Consider the following 16,511-nt stretch of genomic DNA (forward strand, 5'->3'; position numbering starts at 1 on the left):
CGGCGATATCGCAGGTGGTACCTCCATCGGGGAATGGGCGGGGCCGGCGCGCTGGCGCAGGCTGCCGCTAGATCACCCGTGGAGGTTGCGGTATGGCTCACTTGTCGAACGTCGAATTCCAGGCACTGCGCATCGCCGTGCTGACCATCAGCGATACGCGAACGCTGGCCACGGACGGCTCGGGGCAGACGCTGATCGACGCCCTCGAAGGCGCCGGCCATGCACTGTACGAGCGGGCGCTGGTGCCGGACGACATCTGGCAGATACGTGCGCGTCTTTGTGCCTGGATCGCCGATCCGCTGGTGCAGGTGGTGCTGCTCACCGGCGGCACCGGCTTCACCGCCCGTGACAACACACCCCAGGCCGTGGCGCCGCTGCTGGACAAGACGGTGGATGGCTTCGGCGAGCTGTTCCGCCAGGTCTCGTTGCAGGAGATCGGCACGTCCACCGTGCAGTCGCGTGCACTGGCAGGCATCAGCAACGGCACCCTGGTGTGCTGCCTGCCCGGCTCGCCGGGCGCCTGCTGCACCGCCTGGAGCGGCATCCTGGCCGAGCAGCTGGACAGCCGCACCCGCCCCTGCAACTTCGTGCCGCATCTGAAGCGCCTGCCGGAGCAACCGGTGGCGCTGTGTGGGGGCCGCTTATGAGCGCCTGCGATTGCGGCCACGGCGAGCTACGGCCGGTGGATGAGGCCATAGCCGCTCTGCTGGAACTGGCGCCCAGCCCACCCGCGGCCGAATGGGTGCCCCTGGCCGAGGCGCTTGGCCGCACGCTGGCCGAGCCGGTGCATGCGTTGCGGCCGATGCCGGCCTGGGACAACAGCGCCATGGACGGCTACGCCCTCCGTGCCGCCGACCTGCCCGAGCAGGGCGGCTGCCTGCCGCTGGCCGGGCGCATAGCCGCCGGTGACTCGGTGCAGGCGCTGCTGCCGGAGGGGCATGCGGTGCGCATCTTCACCGGCGCGCCGCTGCCGCGGGGGGCGGACAGCGTGGTGCCGCAGGAACAGGCGCGCGTCGAGGGCGACAGGGTCTGGCTGCCGCCCTGCAAGGCCGGCGACCATGTGCGCCGGTGTGGCGAGGAGTGCGAGCGTGGTGAGCGCATCCTCGAATCCGGCAAGCTGTTGCGCGCCCAGGAACTGGGCTTGCTCGCCAGCCTGGGCGTGCCCGAGGTGGCTGCCCGTCGACGCCTGCGCGTGGGCCTGCTGAGCAGTGGCAACGAACTGCGCGAGCCTGGCGAGATCCTTCTGCCCGGGCAAATCTACAACGCCAACCGTTACAGCCTGGGCGGCGTGCTGCGTGGCCTGGGGCTGGAGGTGGACGACTGCGGCGTGCTGATCGACGACCTGGCCACCAGCCGCGATGCGCTCAGCCTGGCAGCCTCGGAGTGGGACGTGCTGATCACCTCCGGCGGCGTGTCGGTGGGCGAAGAGGATCATCTCAAGCAGGCCGTGCGCGAATTGGGCGAGCTGCACCTGTGGCGCCTGGCGATCCAACCCGGCAAGCCATTCGCCTTCGGCCAGGTCTGTGGCACGCCATGGATCGGCCTGCCCGGCAACCCGGTGGCGGCGCTGATCACCGCGCTGGTGGTGGCCCGGCCATTCCTGCTGCGGGCGCAGGGGCGCCGCGACGTGTTGCCGAGAGCCGTGCCGGTAGCGGCGGGGTTCTCCTGGCCCAAGGCCAACCCGCGGCGCCAGTACCTGCGCGCGCGTCTGCAACAGGGGGGCTCCGGTCTGCAAGTGATGCCATACGAGAAGCAGGGCTCGGCCATGCTGACCAGCGCCTGCTGGGCCGACGGGCTGGCGCTGGTCGAGTCCGGGGGCACCCTCGCGGTCGGCGAGCCGGTGGACTTTCTGCCCTTCAGCGAACTCTTCGGCTGAGGGCGCGCTCCGCGGCGGCTTGACCGCAGTCAAGGCGTGCAGCGGCCCGCCGCATAGAGTGGCGCGGTGCAGTTGGAGTGAGAGGTCGATCATGCATCTGGTATGTCCGGCGGGCAGCCTGCCCGCCCTGAAGGCTGCTCTGCAGCAGGGAGCGGATGCCATCTACGTTGGCTTTCGCGACGACACCAACGCCCGCCATTTCTCCGGGCTCAACCTCGACGAGCGACAGCTGGAGACCGGCATCCAGCTGATCCACCGGCAGGGCCGCAGGCTTTACGTGGCCGTCAACACCTACGCCCAGCCGGGGGGCTGGAGCCGCTGGCAACGCGCGGTGGACAAGGCGGCCGAGCTGGGGGTGGACGCGCTGATCGCCGCCGACCCCGGCGTGCTGGCCTATGCCAGTCGACGTCATCCCGATCTGTGCCTGCACCTCTCGGTGCAAGGCTCGGCCACCAATGCCGCCGCGCTGGCCTTTTACCAGCAGAGCTACAACATCCGCCGTGCGGTACTGCCGCGGGTACTGTCGCTGGCCCAGGTGCGCCAGTTGGCGGAGAGGACCACGGTGCCGCTGGAGGTGTTCGCCTTCGGCAGCCTCTGCATCATGGCCGAGGGGCGCTGCCACCTGTCCTCCTACGTCACCGGCGAGTCGCCCAATCTCTGCGGCGTGTGCTCGCCGGCCAAGGACGTGCGCTGGCAGGAGGACGCCCAGGGGCTCAGCTCGCGCCTCGGCGGCGTGCTGATCGACCGCTACGCCCTCGACGAGCCGGCCGGCTACCCGACCCTGTGCAAAGGGCGCTTCCTGGTCGGCGACCAGCGCTTCCATGCGCTCGAGGAGCCCACCAGCCTCAACACCCTGGACCTGATTCCGCAACTGGTCGAGATGGGCGTCGCCGCGGTGAAGATCGAGGGGCGCCAGCGCAGCCCCGCCTATGTCGAGCAGGTGACCCGCGTCTGGCGCGATGCGCTCGACGCCCACGCCCGTGCGCCGCAGCGGTTCCTCGTGCAGGAGCACTGGCGCAAGGTGCTGGAGGGCCTCTCCGAAGGCAGTCAGACCACGCTCGGCGCCTACCACAGATCCTGGCAGTGAGGACGTTATGAAACTGAGTCTTGGCCCTGTGCTGTTCTACTGGAGCCGCGAGAAACTGGGCAACTTCTACGCCGAGATGGTGGAGCAGCCGCTGGACATCATCTACCTGGGAGAGACGGTCTGTTCCAAGCGCCGCGCCATGTCGCTCGACCACTGGCTGGGGCTGGCCCGCGAACTGCGCGAATGCTGCCGTGCCGAACTGGTGCTGTCGGGGCTGGCGCTGGTGGAGGCCGCCTCCGAACTATCCAGCCTCAAGCGCCTGTGCGAGAACGGCGAGCTGCTGGTGGAGGCCAACGACATGGGCGCCGTGCAGCTGCTGCGCGAGCGGCGCACACCCTTCGTGGCCGGGCCGGCGCTCAACCTGTACAACGCCCATGCGCTGAGTGAGCTGAGTGATTGCGGCATGTGCCGCTGGGTGCCGCCGGTGGAGTGTTCCGGCCGCCTGTTGCGCGACTGCCTGAGCCAGCTGGAGCTGCTGGGGCACCCACGCCCGGAGGTGGAGCTGTTCGCCTATGGCCACCTGCCGCTGGCCTACTCGGCCCGCTGCTTCACCGCGCGTGCCGAGAACCGGCCCAAGGATGACTGCCGCTTCTGCTGTCTCAACTACCCCGAGGGCATTGCCCTGCAAAGCCAGGAGCGTCAGCCGCTGTTCACCCTCAACGGCATCCAGACCATGTCCGCCGAGGTCTGCAACCTGCTGCCCGACTATCACCAGCTGGCCTCTACCGGAGTGGATGTGCTGCGCATCAGCCCGCGCCACGAGGGCACGGCGGAGGTCATCCGCCAGTTCGCCGAGGTGCGCGACGGGGCCTTGCCGCCCTTGGCCATGGAGGGTTGCAACGGCTACTGGCATGGTCGCCCGGGCATGCTGCGCATCGATGAGGTGAGCCTATGAGCCTGGTCCATCTGGCTCTGCGCATCGGCGAGCCGCTGCTGCCTCTGGGGCGGCATCTGCCTTTCGTCCTGCAGTGCCAGCTGCTGGAGCGGGTGGCCGGTCGGCTGTTCGCCGAACCGCTCGCCGAGGGCGCCTTCGATCTGTTGCAGGGACGCTGGCTGCGTCTGGAGATCAGCGACCTGGGGCTGGCCTGGTGCCTGACTTGCGAGGGCAAGCGGTTGCGAGTGGCGCAGCGCAGCGCCAGCGATGTCTGCATTCGCGGGCGCTGGCGCGACTTTCTGTTGCTGGCCAGCCGCCAGGAGGACCCGGATACCCTGTTCTTCCGGCGTCGCCTGGTGATCGAGGGCGATACCGACCTGGGGCTGGGGATGAAGAATCTGCTCGATGGGCTGGACCCCGAGCAGCTACCGCCACGCTTGTGGCTGCTGCTGCGGGAGATGGGCGAGGTGGTGCAGAAGGAGGTTACTCGTCACTGACCAGGCGTGGCTGCTGGTAGCGCACCTGCATGCGGTCGCTGGCCAGCAGTTGCACCACGCCGCGGTAGGCCTCGTCGACCGTCTCGCTGGCGAAATCCTCGCCGTAGCGCTTCTTCAGACCGTATTTGCTGAGAATCAGATGCTGGCTGGCCTTCACGCCGTACTGGTCCAGGCAGCCGCGTACGCATTGCAGCGGACATCCGTCGATGGCCAGGATCGGTCTGCCGCTGTTGGCCTTGCTGACCAGCGAGGCCACCCGGCCTCCGACCCCGGCGATGCAGGACATTTCGGCGAGCCCCGCGCGGTCCAGGCGTACGGCCAGGGTGTTGGCCAGTTGGGCGACGTTGGAGCAGCCGGAGCAGGAATAGACCAGGGGCAGTTTCGGGTCTTGCATGGAGGCTTCCTTCCACTAGGGCGATGTGATCAGTCGTGGTAACTGGCCAGGTTGGGACGGTCCAGCACACGGATAACGCGCCTCTCCATGGCGATCAGGCCGGCGTCGATAAGGCGATGCAGGATGCGTGAGAAGGTTTCTGGCTGAATGCCCAGCTGAGAGGCGATCAGGCGTTTAGGCACGCTCAGCTGGATCTGCCCGTTGCCCGAATCCTGCTCCTGGCAGAGGTAACGCGCGACCCGACGGCTGGCATTGCCCAAGGTCAGGGTGTCTATCTCGTTAAGGCGCTGATTCAGGCGCATGCTCAGGCTGCTCAGCAGCTCCAGGCAGGCCTTGGGCTGTTCTTCCAGCAGGCGCCGGTAGTGCGGGCCGTCGATGCTGACCAGGCTGCTGCTCTTGAAGGCGCAGGCGGTCACCGGGTAGTAGCGCTCGCTGCCGAACAGCAGGGCCTCGGCGAAACTCTGGCCAGGTGCCACCACCTCCACCAGCTTCTCCTGGCCTTCCGGCAACACGCGGGTCAGTGTCATCTGACCCTCCAGCAGCAGATAGAAGCGCTCCGCTTCTTCGCCCTGGTGGAAGAGGGTGGCACCCGCTTCCAGGCGACGGTGGATCGCCAGGCAGCAGATCTCCTGAAAAAGCGGATCCGGCAGGCGATCAAACAGGTGATGCTGGCGTAGGAACGCCTGTGTCGAGGAATCGGTAAGCATGGTCCACCTCCATGTCAGGCATGGTAGGCGGCGGGCTGCGGCCAGCCCATTCCTCCTAGGCGCTACCTCCAAAGAGAGGGGTTCAGGTGCCTATCTCCTCGAGGCGTTGCAGGCTGTGCAGCAGACTGGCGCTGACATGATGCAGCCAGGCACCGTCCGGGTTGTCGGGCGGCATCTGGTGCAGCTTCTGCAGCTCACCGAGCAGCGGTGCGATATCGGCTCCGTGCTGGGTGAGGCCGCGCAGACGGTCGAGGGTCTGTCGACACTGCGCGTGACAGCTGTGCAGTTGCGACGATCGGTCCAGCCCCAGCGCCGCGGGGTGTTCCACGGCCAGCAGGCACAGCGCTCGCTGGCTGTAAGCGTAGATCCGCCCGCACAGGCTCAGCCACTGCGCCTCGGGGGTGGCCAGTTGGCTCGCCAGCGCCTCGACGACTGCCAGGGAGCGCTCCAGGACGCGCTCGCCGAGGGCCAACGCGCAGGCGCGCAGGGCGTCGTCATTGGCCGCGTGCAACAGCAGGCTGTAGCCCTGCAGCAAAGGTTGCAGGTTGTCCGCGCCGGCGCCCAGTTCGAGCAGGCGCTGTTGTGTGCGTTCCAGCGCCACGCGGCTTTCCTGAAGATGCAACCCGGCCCAGCGCTGGTCGCGCAGCAGGCAGTAGAGCAGGGCATGCTGGCCGAGCGAGGCCTGCCGGTTGGCCAGGTGCAGCGCCCGCAGGCGACGGGCCCGGCTGCCTGCCGGTACCTCGAACAGTGGCAGACCGAGCACCAGGAGGGAGAGCAGGCGCGCTGGCAGGGAGGTTCTCCTGCGACTCTTGCCGGCGTTCACAGGCTGTACTGCAGCTGCAGCCAGGCCTTGTCCGTATCCACGCTGCGAGCCTCGTCCGCGGAGTCGTAGGTGGCGTACTTGACCAGGCCGACCAGGCCCTTCACCCCGAGAATCGGGTGGGCGTAGGACAGGTCGATCTCGTCGCCGTAGTCATCGCTGCCCTGCTCGGTGGCGAAGTCGTGGTACCAGGCCTGCAGGGTGCCACCGAACAGCGGTGCGGTGACGCCGAAGTAGGCGTCCTCGATGCCGTCGGCCGGAGTGGTGAGGAACACATCCGCCCAGCCCTGGAAGGCATGCTTGGTCGCCAGCGGCGTCTGGAAGGCGCGGTTGCCGGCGCCACCGTCGCCGCCCAGCACCTCGTAGCCGGCCTTCAGCTGCACGCCCTTGACCGTGTAACCCAGCTCGAGGAGGCGGTACTCGCTGTCGAGGTCCAGCGGGTTGTCGCCATGGTCCTGCTGCTGGGCGTATTCGAGCACGTAGCTGATGCCGGCGACGGCGCCGTTCAGGCGCAGGCCGGTGGTCTGGCTGGACAGGCTGCCTTCGGCGGCGGTGGGTGCCACGGCGATGTTGTCGAGGTCCAGCAGGTAGCGGTAGGCGGTGGCCGTCAGCTGCGGCATGAACACGTACTGGGCGTTGACCAGGTGGCTGTGGCCGTCGATGTTGGCCGGGTTGGTGGGGTTGTCGTAGCGGCCGTTGTCCGGGCCGAAGACGGTGTTGACCTGGTCGAGGTAGGCGTAGCTCAGGGTCAGGCCGTCGATGGGCTTGAGCTGAGTCAGGGCGCCGTCGTAGGTCTGCTCGTTCTGCCGCCAGGCCACGCTGCCGATGAAGCGCTGGTTGTCCAGATTGATGCGCTGGCGGCCGAGCACGGCGCTGCCGAGCTTGTGGTCGTAGCGCAGCAGGGCCTGGTTGACCTCGCTGCCGTCCGGGTCGGCGACCACCGCGTATTCGCGCTGGCCGTTGCGGGTGTCGTTGTAGGCGGCGTCGCCCAGGCGGCTGACGTTGTCCACTTCGATCAGGCCGGACAGGCCATACCATTTGCCGCTCTGGAAGCCGGCGCGGGTGCGCAGGGTCTGGGCATTGGCGTCGCGCAGGGCGTTCTCCTGGTCGACGTTCTCGAAGCGGTAGCGGGCGTCGAGGATCGGCTTGCCCTGGGTGAGCAGATCGCTGAACGCGGGATCGGCCGAGGCCGGTGCGGCGAGGCAGAGGAGGGCAAGAGACAACCATTGCGGCGAGCGGGATTTCATGGAGGCAACTCCGTTAAGAAATTACCGCCGACGATAAGCAGGCCCCATACCGCAGCCTTGATGCCTATCAAGTTCACCGCGCAGTGGACGGCATTTTGCCGTTCTTGATTTTGGTCAGTTTCGTCCCGAGGGTCGTTGGGTAGCGTGATATCCAACCCTATATTGCGCCCCTGGCGCAGGCTCTCTGGAGAACTTCATGCTGCGCTCTATCTGCTTCCTCGTCTTGCTGCTCGCCGGTTGTCCGGCTATGGCCGGCGACCTGACGGTGTCTGCCGCCGCCAGCCTGACCGACGCCTTCCGCGAAATCGCCGAGCACTATCAGGCAGAGCACAAGGACACCCGCGTGCTGCTCAATTTCGGCGCCTCCGGCGCGCTGCTGCAGCAGGTGGCCAAGGGCGCCCCCGTCGATGTGTTCGCCTCGGCCGACCAGCAGAGCATGGACCGCGCGCAGCAGATGGGGCTGGTGCGGCAGGCGGCGCGGCATGACTTCGCCGGCAATGCGCTGGTGCTGGTGGTGCCCAGCGACAGTACGCGGAACCTGGCGCGGCTCGATGATCTGTTGGCCGCCGACAGGGTCGCCATCGGCAATCCCGATAGCGTGCCGGTAGGGCGCTACGCGATGCAGGCTTTACAGGCTGCCGGCCTGTGGCCGCAGCTACAACCCAAGGTCGTTGGCACCCAGAACGTGCGCCAGTCCTTGGACTATGTGGCCAGGGGCGAGGTGGACGCGGCGTTCGTCTACCGTACCGATGCCCGCAGCATGCCGGACAAGGTGCGTGTCGCCCTGGAAGTACCGCTGGCGCAAGCGATTCGCTACCCCATCGCACCTATCGCCCAGAGCGAGGCCGCGGAGCAGGCGGTGGATTTCGTCGACTACGTGCTGTCACCGGCCGGCCAGGCGGTGCTTGCCCGTCATGGTTTTCTGCGGCCCTGAGCGAGGCGCCTCATGGACGCAGTGTGGAGTGCCTTCCTTCTGTCCCTGCAGGTTGCCGGTTGCGCCACGTTGCTGACCCTGCTGTTCGGGGTGGCAGTGGGGTTCCTGCTGGCGCGCGGCCGCTTTCCGGGACGCGACCTGCTGGACACCCTGCTGACCCTGCCGATGGTGATGCCGCCGACCGTGCTCGGCTACTACCTGCTGGTGTTGCTGGGGCGCCGCGGCTGGCTGGGTGGCTGGCTGCACGACAGCTTCGGCGTGAGCCTGATCTTCTCCTGGCAGGGAGCGGTGGTGGCTGCCTCGATCGTGGCCTTCCCGCTGGTGTTCAAGCCGGCTCGTGCCGCCTTCGAGGCGGTTGACGGGCAGTTGGAGCAGGCCGCGCGGGTGCTTGGCGTGAGCGAGGTGGCGCTTTTCTTCCGCGTGACCCTGCCGTTGGCCTGGCGCGGCATCCTGGCTGGCGTGTTGCTGGCGTTCGCCAGGGCGCTCGGCGAGTTCGGCGCGACACTGATGGTGGCCGGCAGCATTCCCGGCAAGACCCAGACCCTGTCGGTGGCGGTGTACGAGGCGGTGCAGGCGGGCCAGGACGACCTGGCCAACGGCCTGGTGCTGCTCACCTCGCTGGTATGCATTGCCGTGTTGCTGGCCGCCGGGCGTTTGGCGCCCGGACAGGTCGGCCAGCAGCGAGGTGGATGAGCATGCGTCTCGAAGTGGACCTGCACAAGACTCTGCGCTCTGCCGGACGCGCCTTTCACCTGCAGCTGAATTTCCGCGTCGATGGTTCCCGGCTGGTCATCCTCGGGCCCTCTGGTTCGGGCAAGAGCCTGACACTGCAGGCCATTGCCGGTCTGCTGCGTCCAGACTCCGGCCATATCCGCCTGGACGGGCGCACCCTGTTCGACAGCGCCGCAGGCATCGACCTGCCTCCCCAGGCCCGGCAAATCGCCTACCTGTTTCAGGACTACGCGTTGTTCCCGCACCTCAACGTGGCCCAAAACATCGCCTTCGGTCTGCACGGGGGCTGGCGCAATCCTGCCGTACGGGGCAGCTGTTCCGAGGTTCAGCACTGGCTGGAGCTGTTCCAACTGCGCGCAGTAGCCCTCCAGTTGCCTGGCGAGCTTTCCGGCGGTCAACGCCAGCGCGTGGCCCTAGCCAGGGCCCTGGCGGCCCGGCCGCGGGCGCTGCTGCTGGATGAGCCATTCGCCGCCCTGGACCAACGCCTGCGCGGGCAGATGCGCACCGAGCTGGATGCCCTGCAACTCGAGCTGGGCATTCCGCTGCTGTTGATCACCCATGATCCGGAGGACGCCAGGGTGTTTGGTGAGCAGGTTCTGCAGTTGTGCGATGGCGGTCTGCTGAAGGGCAGCTGGGAGGAGGCGCCCGCAAGGGGATAAAAAATTTATCAATCGCTATATGCAAGTTGCTATTACGACCTGGGAGCAGAAACAGATGAATGAAAGAAGCACGCGGCGCCTGAGGCGCTCCGGCCTGGCGGTTGCCGTCGCCCTGGCGATGCAGCCAGTGGCATGGGGGCAGGAGCAGACCTTCTCGCTCGGCAGCATTCTGGTGGTGGGGCAGGCGCAGGAGGTCGGCGAAATCGGCAGTGCTCAGGTCGCCTCGGTGGTGAGCCAGGAAGAGATGCGCCGCTACAACCGAAACAATGTCGGGGATGCCTTGGCGCTGCTTTCCGGTGTGACTCTCTCGAACAATTCGCGCAACGAGAAGACCATCCATGTACGTGGTTTCGATTCGCGCCAGATACCGCTGTTCATCGATGGCATACCAGTCTATGTGCCCTATGATGGCTACATCGACTTCAACCGCTTCACTACCGCCGATCTGTCGGCCATCCAGGTGGCCAAGGGCTTCAGTTCGGTGGCCTACGGGCCCAATGCGCTTGGCGGTGCGATCAACCTGATCTCGCGCAAGCCGACCCGGGAGCTGGAGGGGGACGTCTCGGTGGGCATGGGCTCGGAAAGCGAGCGACGAACCTCGGTCAATGTCGGCTCCAACCAGGGCTCCTGGTACCTGCAGGGCGGTGCTTCCTACCTGGAGAACGAGGGATTCCCGCTGCCCTCGGATTTCCATCCGACCCCGAGCGAGCGCGGCGGGCAGCGCAATAATGCCTATCGCGAAGACGGCAAGCTGTCGTTCAAGCTAGGGCTGACGCCGAGAGAGGGCGACGAGTACGCCCTCAGTTACTACAGCCAGAAGGGCGAGAAGGGCCAGCCGCCCTCTACTGACCCGAGTGTGGCGCGCTACTGGCAGTGGCCCTATTGGGACAAGGAGAGCCTGTACTTCGTCTCGCAAACGGCTTTGGGCGACCTCGAGAGCCTCAAGCTGCGTCTTTATCATGACCGTTATGACAACGAGGTCAGGTCTTACACGGACGACGCCTACGACCGGCTGAAAACAGCTGGACGCGGCAGTCTCGGTACTGGCCGCAGCATCTATCACGACCGTACCAGTGGTGGCTCGGTGGAACTCGAGTCGCGCCGCATGGCCGCTCAGACGCTGCGCCTGGTTGGCCATTACAAGTCCGACGAGCACGAGGAGGTTGACGGCGCCGGCACCACCAATGCCCGCTTCCAGGATGACCTCAGTTCCCTGGCACTGGAGGACAATATTCAGCTGGGTTCTCGCTGGCTGCTGTCGCTGGGCGCGTCGCGTCACAGACTCGAACCCGAATCGGTCTTCAGTCGCGGCAACCCCTATGCGTTGCCCGATAGCCAAACGGCCAGCGATGCCCAGGCCGGGCTGTTCTTCGACCTCAGCACGAACGCGCAACTGTACGCCACGGTGGCGCGCAAGACGCGCCTGCCGACGCTCAAGGATCGTTACTCCCAGCGTCTGGGTAGCTATGTGGAGAACCCGGACCTGCAGCCCGAGCGAGCCCTGAACTATGAGCTGGGCTACCGTGGCACGGCCTGGCGGCAGCTCGAGATAGAGGCCGCGCTGTTCTACAGCGACATCAGCGACAAGATCCAGTCCGTGGCCAATGTGGTGGGCACTGCTGCGCAGATGCAGAACGTCGGCAAAGTCCGCTCCCAAGGGCTCGAGCTGGGCCTGGCGAGCCCCGTAAGCCGCTGGCTGGAACTGGGCGGCAACTACACCCTGACCGATCTGGACAACCGCTCCGACTCGCGCAAATTGACCGATGTGCCGCGACACAAGCTGATCGTTCATGCCTCGTTCTATCCCGCCGAGCGCTGGGAGCTGGTGGCCTTCGCCGAGCACGACAGCAGCCGCTGGGCATCCGATCAGGTATCCCTGGATGGATTCACCACACTCAATTTCAAGGCCGCCTACAGCCTGCAGGAGGCCATGACTTTGGAGACCGGCCTGAACAACCTCACCGACGAGGACTACAGCCTGGCCGATGGCTTCCCCAGTGCCGGGCGCACCTGGTTCGTCAACGCCGACTACCGCTTCTGATCACATGGAGAAACTCACAATGGGCGCATTTCGCATTCTCTCGACTCTTACTGCAATGCTGCTGTGCGGCGAGCTCGCTGCCGCCGAGCAGTTACTGGATCCTGGGCGCTTCGTGACGCAATCCGTTGTCATTTCCGGTGCTGTCGAGCACAGCCTGAACCTCGATGTGGCGCAGCTGCGCAGCTTTCCTGTTCAGCAACTGACGGAGGTCAAACTGGTCTGCCAGTCCGGTGCCGACCGGGGCAAGCTGGAGGACATCAAGGGAGTAAGGCTGAGGGACGTGCTGGACAGGGCGAAGATCAAGGCGCCTGCTCACAATGATGTGAAGAAGATGGCAATAGTCGCACGCGCCAGCGATGGCTATGCCGTGGTGTTCTCCTGGAACGAGGTATTCAACTCGCCGCTGGGCGATGGTGTGCTGGTGTTCTTCGAGAAGAATGGTATGGCCCTGGGACAGGATGAGGGGCGCCTAGCCCTGATTTCGGCGCAGGACACAAGGACCGGACCACGCCATGTCAAATGGCTGCAGGACATCTCGGTGGTCAAGGTCGTCGAGTGACTCGCGCTCACGCAAGGCCGCCAGGGACGGCGTCGGGCGCATCACGGTCAACAAGAAAAAGTGCCACCTAGGCGAGAGGTCAGAATGGAAAAGGACAACGCGATACAGCTGCATGGCTCGTTGTGGATGACGGTTGCCGGTGAGAACTTCGGGGGGCGTGGCCGAGTGGCGTTGCTCGCCAGGGTCGCCGAGTGCGGATCCATCACCCAGGCGGCCAAGTCGTTGGGCATGAGCTACAAGGCGGCCTGGGATGCCATCGATACCATGAACAATCTGGCGGGCGAGCCGCTGGTGCAGCGCCTGGTAGGCGGCAAGGGCGGCGGAGGTACGCACCTGACGACGCGCGGACAGCGCCTGGTGGACAACTTCCGGCTGATCGAGCGCGAGCATCAGCGTTTCGTGACTCAGCTCGGTGGCCAGGCGGAAGGCATGGCCGACGACTATCTACTGGTGAGGCGGATGGGTATGAAGAGCAGTGCACGCAATCAGTTTCTCGGCACCGTGAGCGGTCTGAAAATCGGTGCCATCAACGACGAAGTGGAGCTGTCGGTGGCAGGCGGTGCGAGGATTGTCGCCGTGATCACCCATGACAGCACGCAGGCGCTTGGGCTGGACTTGGGTAGCGAGGTCTTTGCGCTGATCAAGTCTTCCTCCATCGTTCTGGTCGCCGACGGCGAAGGTGCCCGTTTCTCGGCGCGTAACCAGTTGCCAGGTTCGGTGGTCAGGCTCCAGCCGGGAGCGGTCAATACCGAGGTGGTGATAGCGCTGCCGGAAGGGCCTACCTTGGCGGCGATCATCACCAATGACAGCGCTCGGTCGCTCGATCTGCGGCAGGGGCAGGCGATCACCGCGATCTTCAAGGCCTCCAGTGTGATCCTCGGCGTTCCCGCCTGAGCCGCTTCGCCGAGCTTGATTTTGGACAAGATCGGCCAGCGCGGGGCATGCCATTTTCGCGGCTGTAACCTGACGTGGAGAATCCTGCCGTGGACGTCGAGCGTTTACTGGCCAACAACCGTTACTGGGCGGAGTCGCTGCGCGCTCGCGATCCGAACTTCTTCGCCCGACTGGCGCGCCAGCAGCGCCCGGAGTTTCTCTGGATCGGCTGCTCGGACAGCCGGGTGCCGGCCAACGAGGTGGTCGGGCTGATGCCGGGCGAGCTGTTCGTGCACCGCAACGTGGCCAACATGGTAGTGGCCACGGACATGAATTTTCTCTCCGTGCTGCAGTACGCGGTCGATGTGCTGCAGGTGCGCCAGGTGATCGTCTGCGGCCACTACGGCTGCGGCGGTGTGCGCGCGGCGCTGGGCCACGAGGAGCTGGGCCTGATCGACAACTGGTTGCGGGCGCTCAAGGCCCTGTATCACCAGAACCTGCAGCGCTTCGAGGGGCTGGATGCGGAGCAACAGGTCGACCTGCTGTGCGAGCTGAACGTACAGCGCCAGGTGCGCAATGTCTGTCACACCACCATCGTGCAGAACGCCTGGCGTCGAGGCCATCCGCTTGCCGTGCACGGCTGGATCTACGGCCTCGACGATGGCCTGGTAAAAGACCTGCAGGTGACGGTTGACGATGCCGCGCAGCTGGACAACACCTTTCTCTACGACCAGTGACGCGGCGGCTCAGCGCAGGTTCTCCAGGGCCCACACGGCGGCCTCCACGCGGGAACGCAGGCCGAGCTTGTGCAGCAGGTTCTTCACATGCACCTTCACCGTGCCCTCGGTGATGCCGAGCTTGTTGCCGATCATCTTGTTGCTCAGGCCGGCGGCGATCATCTTCAGCACCTGCCGCTCGCGGTCGGTCAGGTCCAGCGAGCTGGCGCTCTGCGGCGCGCGCAGGGCCTGGGCGAGAACGGTGGTCAGGGAGGGGCTGACCACCAGGGTACCGTGCAGCACGTCGCGCAGGCGGGCGATCAGGTGCTCCGGCTCCATGTCCTTGAGCAGGTAGCCGTCGGCACCGAAGCGCATGGCGTCGCGCACGTCGTTCTCGGCGTCGGAGACGGTGAACAGCAGCACCTTGCCGACGAAACCCTGATCGCGTAGGCGCTTGAGGGTCTCAACGCCATTGAGCTGGGGCATATTGTTGTCCAGCAACACCAGGTCGGGAACCAGCCGCGCGACCTGGTCGCAGGCTTCTTCACCATTGTTGGCCTCGCCGACAACCACCAGGTCGCTTTCCAGTTCGATCAGCTGGCGGATACCGCGACGCATCATGGGATGGTCGTCGACCAGCAGCAGGGTGTGAGCGTTCATAGCGAGGTCTCAAGAGTCGGTTGGCGCAGAAATTCGGGGCAGAAGCGCAGTTCCACGCATGTGCCCTGAGGCTTGCGCGCGGTGATGGCGAGCTTGCCGCCCAGACTGCGGGCGCGTTCGTGCATGATGTTCAGGCCGTGGTGCAGGCGGGTGTCGAAGCCCGGCGTGATGCCAATGCCATCGTCCTCTATGAGCAGCTGCACTTCCTCGCCGGACTGCTGCAGTTTCATCCAGGCCTGTTCGGCATGGGCGTGGCGGGCGCAGTTGGAAAGTGCCTCGCGGGCGATCTGCAGCACATGGATCTGCTCCGTGGCCGATAGACTGAAGGCCAGCGCAGAGCTTTCGAACAGCACCCGGATGCCGCCGCGCTCGGCGAATTCGCGAGCGGTTTCGTCCAGTGCCTGCTCGATGCCGCCGTCCTGGATCTGCAGGCGGAAGGTGGTGAGCAGTTCGCGCAGCTGGCGGTAGGCGTTGTTCAGGCCATCGCGCAGCTCGTCACTGACCTCCAGCAGGCGCTCGCCTGCTTCGCCACGGCGGATCAGCGTCTGCAGGCGGCTCACCTGCAGCTTCATGTAGGACAGGGCCTGGGCCAGCGAGTCGTGCAGCTCGCGGGCAATGGTGGTGCGCTCGTCGAGCAGCAGCAGGCGGTTGTCCTGCTCGCGCTGGCGCTCCAGCGACAGCGAGGTGCCGATCAGGTGCGACAGCGCCTGGATCAGTTCGCGCTCCCAGGGGTGTGGCGAGTGGCGGTCGATGTAGTGGGCGCGCAACTCGCCGAGATTGTTACCCTGGGAGCTGATCGGGTAGATCAGGCTGTTATGTCCGCCGTGACGCGTGCAGTTGGCACAGTCGGCGGGAGCGCAGATGTCCCGTGCGGCGCTGCCGTGCAGGGCGATCACATGTTCGACCGGGTCCTGCGCGTCGCCTTTCAGGCACAGGCTCAGGCGCAGGCCGGGCAGGCGTTGCTGGAAGCTGTCGATCAGCGCGTCGAGCTGCCCGGCGTTGGCCGAGCTGCTGGCGAGGCTGCGGCTGCTCTGGTAGAGCAGCTCCAGGGCGGCATTGCTCTGGGCCAACTGCTGGGTCTTCTCGGCGACCCGCGATGCCAGGGTCAGGTGGGAGTCCTCGATGGCATCGGCCATGGCATTGAAGCTGTCGGCCATCTGCCCCAGCTCGTCGCTCGACCTGTACTCGATACGTGCGTTGAGGTCGCCACTGCGGAAGCGCTCGGTGGCGCCGACCAGCTCCTGCAGCGGGGTGATCACGCTGTTCTGCAACTCGAACATGCCTACCAGCAGGATCACCACCGTCATCAACAGTGCCGCACCCTGGATGCTCTGCTGCCAGCCCTGGCGTTTCTCGCTCTGCTTCTGCAGCAGCAGCACGAAGTGCTCGAGCTGGCCGATGAAGACCTCCGACTGCTGCTGGAAGGTGATCCTGTCGCCGCGCTCCAGCGCCGGTAGCAGCTGGTCCTGCCAGCTGTCGCTGACGCTCTTGAAGGCTTGTGCCACGGCGCTCTGGCCGTCGCTCTCGATCATGTGCTTGAGCGAGCTGCTGTCGAGCCGGCGCTGCATGTCGTCGCGCAGATGGGCGATGGCCTGGGGCGATGCATTCGCCTCCAGCTGCCAGTTCAGGCGGTAGGTGGCCATGCGCAGGGAGCCTGCGGTGTTGATGGCCGCGGCGTCGTCCTCGCTGACCCAGGCAATCAGCACGGCGCTGAAGGCGCTGGAGAAGGCGAGGGTGGCGATGAGCACCACCGCCAGGCCTGCGCGGGCGGGTAGGGAGCCTTTCAGCCAATCCAGCATGGCGGCTACCTCCAAAGAGTTCCGAGGGGCACGCAG

18 protein-coding genes are annotated in these 16,511 nt (G+C 66.1%); 12 read left to right on the forward strand and 6 right to left on the reverse strand.

What is annotated here, in order from left to right; all coding sequences use genetic code 11:
• The first annotated feature begins 92 nt into the window (after positions 1–92).
• The 5 genes from moaB (at position 93) to N7607_RS12970 (ending at position 4,334) form a co-directional block, all read left to right on the forward strand.
• The gene (moaB, locus tag N7607_RS12950) at positions 93–647 is read left to right on the forward strand and encodes a molybdenum cofactor biosynthesis protein B (RefSeq protein WP_279865331.1); all 555 of its coding nucleotides are present in this window, start codon (positions 93–95) and stop codon (positions 645–647) included.
• A complete protein-coding gene (glp, locus tag N7607_RS12955) occupies positions 644–1,876 on the forward strand; it encodes a gephyrin-like molybdotransferase Glp (RefSeq protein ID WP_279865329.1) in 1,233 nt (410 codons plus the stop codon). Before moaB ends, glp begins: the two co-directional genes overlap by 4 nt.
• Before the next feature lie 91 nt (positions 1,877–1,967).
• Positions 1,968–2,963, forward strand: coding sequence for a U32 family peptidase (locus N7607_RS12960; RefSeq protein ID WP_279865327.1), 996 nt, complete (start codon positions 1,968–1,970; stop codon positions 2,961–2,963).
• Between the two features lie 7 nt (positions 2,964–2,970).
• Positions 2,971–3,858, forward strand: coding sequence for a U32 family peptidase (locus N7607_RS12965; protein WP_279865326.1), 888 nt, complete (start codon positions 2,971–2,973; stop codon positions 3,856–3,858).
• Entirely contained in the window at positions 3,855–4,334 is a 480-nt protein-coding gene (locus N7607_RS12970) for an SCP2 sterol-binding domain-containing protein (RefSeq protein WP_279865325.1), read from the forward strand. Before N7607_RS12965 ends, N7607_RS12970 begins: the two co-directional genes overlap by 4 nt.
• On the opposite strand, the gene N7607_RS12975 is transcribed toward N7607_RS12970, so the two are convergent.
• The 4 genes from N7607_RS12975 to N7607_RS12990 form a co-directional block, all read right to left on the reverse strand.
• Positions 4,321–4,728 (reverse strand): putative zinc-binding protein, encoded by a 408-nt coding sequence (locus N7607_RS12975; RefSeq protein WP_279865324.1) that lies wholly within the window; start codon positions 4,726–4,728, stop codon positions 4,321–4,323. The two genes, N7607_RS12970 and N7607_RS12975, sit on opposite strands and share 14 nt — an antisense overlap.
• A 29-nt stretch (positions 4,729–4,757) precedes the next feature.
• Positions 4,758–5,435, reverse strand: a complete 678-nt coding sequence (locus N7607_RS12980) for a Crp/Fnr family transcriptional regulator (protein ID WP_279865323.1) — start codon at positions 5,433–5,435, stop codon at positions 4,758–4,760.
• Between the two features lie 82 nt (positions 5,436–5,517).
• Positions 5,518–6,258: a hypothetical protein gene (locus N7607_RS12985; RefSeq protein ID WP_279865322.1), complete on the reverse strand. Its 741-nt coding sequence runs from the start codon at positions 6,256–6,258 to the stop codon at positions 5,518–5,520.
• Positions 6,255–7,502, reverse strand: coding sequence for a hypothetical protein (locus N7607_RS12990; protein WP_279865321.1), 1,248 nt, complete (start codon positions 7,500–7,502; stop codon positions 6,255–6,257). The genes N7607_RS12985 and N7607_RS12990 overlap by 4 nt, the downstream gene beginning before the upstream one ends.
• Positions 7,503–7,698: 196 nt before the next feature.
• Here N7607_RS12990 and modA point away from each other — a divergent pair, with 196 nt between their 5' ends.
• The 7 genes from modA to can all read left to right on the forward strand — a co-directional run bounded on the left by modA (position 7,699) and on the right by can (position 14,037).
• The gene (gene modA / locus N7607_RS12995; protein ID WP_279865320.1) at positions 7,699–8,436 is read left to right on the forward strand and encodes a molybdate ABC transporter substrate-binding protein; all 738 of its coding nucleotides are present in this window, start codon (positions 7,699–7,701) and stop codon (positions 8,434–8,436) included.
• 12 nt (positions 8,437–8,448) lie between these two features.
• A complete protein-coding gene (gene modB / locus N7607_RS13000; RefSeq protein ID WP_279865318.1) occupies positions 8,449–9,129 on the forward strand; it encodes a molybdate ABC transporter permease subunit in 681 nt (226 codons plus the stop codon).
• A 2-nt stretch (positions 9,130–9,131) separates the two neighbouring features.
• On the forward strand, positions 9,132–9,827 hold the full coding sequence (locus N7607_RS13005) for an ATP-binding cassette domain-containing protein (RefSeq protein ID WP_279865317.1): 696 nt from the start codon (positions 9,132–9,134) through the stop codon (positions 9,825–9,827).
• A 55-nt stretch (positions 9,828–9,882) separates the two neighbouring features.
• Positions 9,883–11,868, forward strand: coding sequence for a TonB-dependent receptor (locus tag N7607_RS13010; protein ID WP_279865316.1), 1,986 nt, complete (start codon positions 9,883–9,885; stop codon positions 11,866–11,868).
• 19 nt (positions 11,869–11,887) lie between these two features.
• Positions 11,888–12,427 (forward strand): molybdopterin-dependent oxidoreductase, encoded by a 540-nt coding sequence (locus N7607_RS13015; protein ID WP_279865314.1) that lies wholly within the window; start codon positions 11,888–11,890, stop codon positions 12,425–12,427.
• 84 nt (positions 12,428–12,511) lie between these two features.
• Entirely contained in the window at positions 12,512–13,321 is an 810-nt protein-coding gene (locus N7607_RS13020; protein ID WP_279865313.1) for a TOBE domain-containing protein, read from the forward strand.
• Positions 13,322–13,395: 74 nt separating this feature from the next.
• Positions 13,396–14,037, forward strand: a complete 642-nt coding sequence (gene can, locus N7607_RS13025) for a carbonate dehydratase (protein WP_279865311.1) — start codon at positions 13,396–13,398, stop codon at positions 14,035–14,037.
• Between the two features lie 9 nt (positions 14,038–14,046).
• Here the strand turns inward: can and narL are convergent, their stop codons facing one another.
• Entirely contained in the window at positions 14,047–14,676 is a 630-nt protein-coding gene (narL, locus tag N7607_RS13030; protein WP_279865310.1) for a two-component system response regulator NarL, read from the reverse strand.
• Positions 14,673–16,475, reverse strand: a complete 1,803-nt coding sequence (locus tag N7607_RS13035; RefSeq protein ID WP_279865309.1) for a HAMP domain-containing protein — start codon at positions 16,473–16,475, stop codon at positions 14,673–14,675. The genes narL and N7607_RS13035 overlap by 4 nt, the downstream gene beginning before the upstream one ends.
• Between the last annotated feature and the right edge of the window lie 36 nt (positions 16,476–16,511).

This window comes from Pseudomonas sp. GD04019 (assembly GCF_029837695.1).
In the GTDB taxonomy this organism is placed as follows: domain Bacteria; phylum Pseudomonadota; class Gammaproteobacteria; order Pseudomonadales; family Pseudomonadaceae; genus Aquipseudomonas.

Coding starts and splice junctions, on each gene's coding strand:
- N7607_RS12980 (WP_279865323.1), bottom strand. CDS start 5,435: ATGCTTACCGATTCCTCGACACAGGCGTTCCTACGCCAGCATCACCTG.
- N7607_RS12975 (WP_279865324.1), bottom strand. CDS start 4,728: ATGCAAGACCCGAAACTGCCCCTGGTCTATTCCTGCTCCGGCTGCTCC.
- moaB (WP_279865331.1), top strand. CDS start 93: ATGGCTCACTTGTCGAACGTCGAATTCCAGGCACTGCGCATCGCCGTG.
- modB (WP_279865318.1), top strand. CDS start 8,449: ATGGACGCAGTGTGGAGTGCCTTCCTTCTGTCCCTGCAGGTTGCCGGT.
- glp (WP_279865329.1), top strand. CDS start 644: ATGAGCGCCTGCGATTGCGGCCACGGCGAGCTACGGCCGGTGGATGAG.
- N7607_RS12965 (WP_279865326.1), top strand. CDS start 2,971: ATGAAACTGAGTCTTGGCCCTGTGCTGTTCTACTGGAGCCGCGAGAAA.
- N7607_RS13035 (WP_279865309.1), bottom strand. CDS start 16,475: ATGCTGGATTGGCTGAAAGGCTCCCTACCCGCCCGCGCAGGCCTGGCG.
- N7607_RS13020 (WP_279865313.1), top strand. CDS start 12,512: ATGGAAAAGGACAACGCGATACAGCTGCATGGCTCGTTGTGGATGACG.
- N7607_RS12990 (WP_279865321.1), bottom strand. CDS start 7,502: ATGAAATCCCGCTCGCCGCAATGGTTGTCTCTTGCCCTCCTCTGCCTC.
- narL (WP_279865310.1), bottom strand. CDS start 14,676: ATGAACGCTCACACCCTGCTGCTGGTCGACGACCATCCCATGATGCGT.
- modA (WP_279865320.1), top strand. CDS start 7,699: ATGCTGCGCTCTATCTGCTTCCTCGTCTTGCTGCTCGCCGGTTGTCCG.
- N7607_RS13010 (WP_279865316.1), top strand. CDS start 9,883: ATGAATGAAAGAAGCACGCGGCGCCTGAGGCGCTCCGGCCTGGCGGTT.
- N7607_RS13005 (WP_279865317.1), top strand. CDS start 9,132: ATGCGTCTCGAAGTGGACCTGCACAAGACTCTGCGCTCTGCCGGACGC.
- N7607_RS13015 (WP_279865314.1), top strand. CDS start 11,888: ATGGGCGCATTTCGCATTCTCTCGACTCTTACTGCAATGCTGCTGTGC.
- N7607_RS12970 (WP_279865325.1), top strand. CDS start 3,855: ATGAGCCTGGTCCATCTGGCTCTGCGCATCGGCGAGCCGCTGCTGCCT.
- N7607_RS12960 (WP_279865327.1), top strand. CDS start 1,968: ATGCATCTGGTATGTCCGGCGGGCAGCCTGCCCGCCCTGAAGGCTGCT.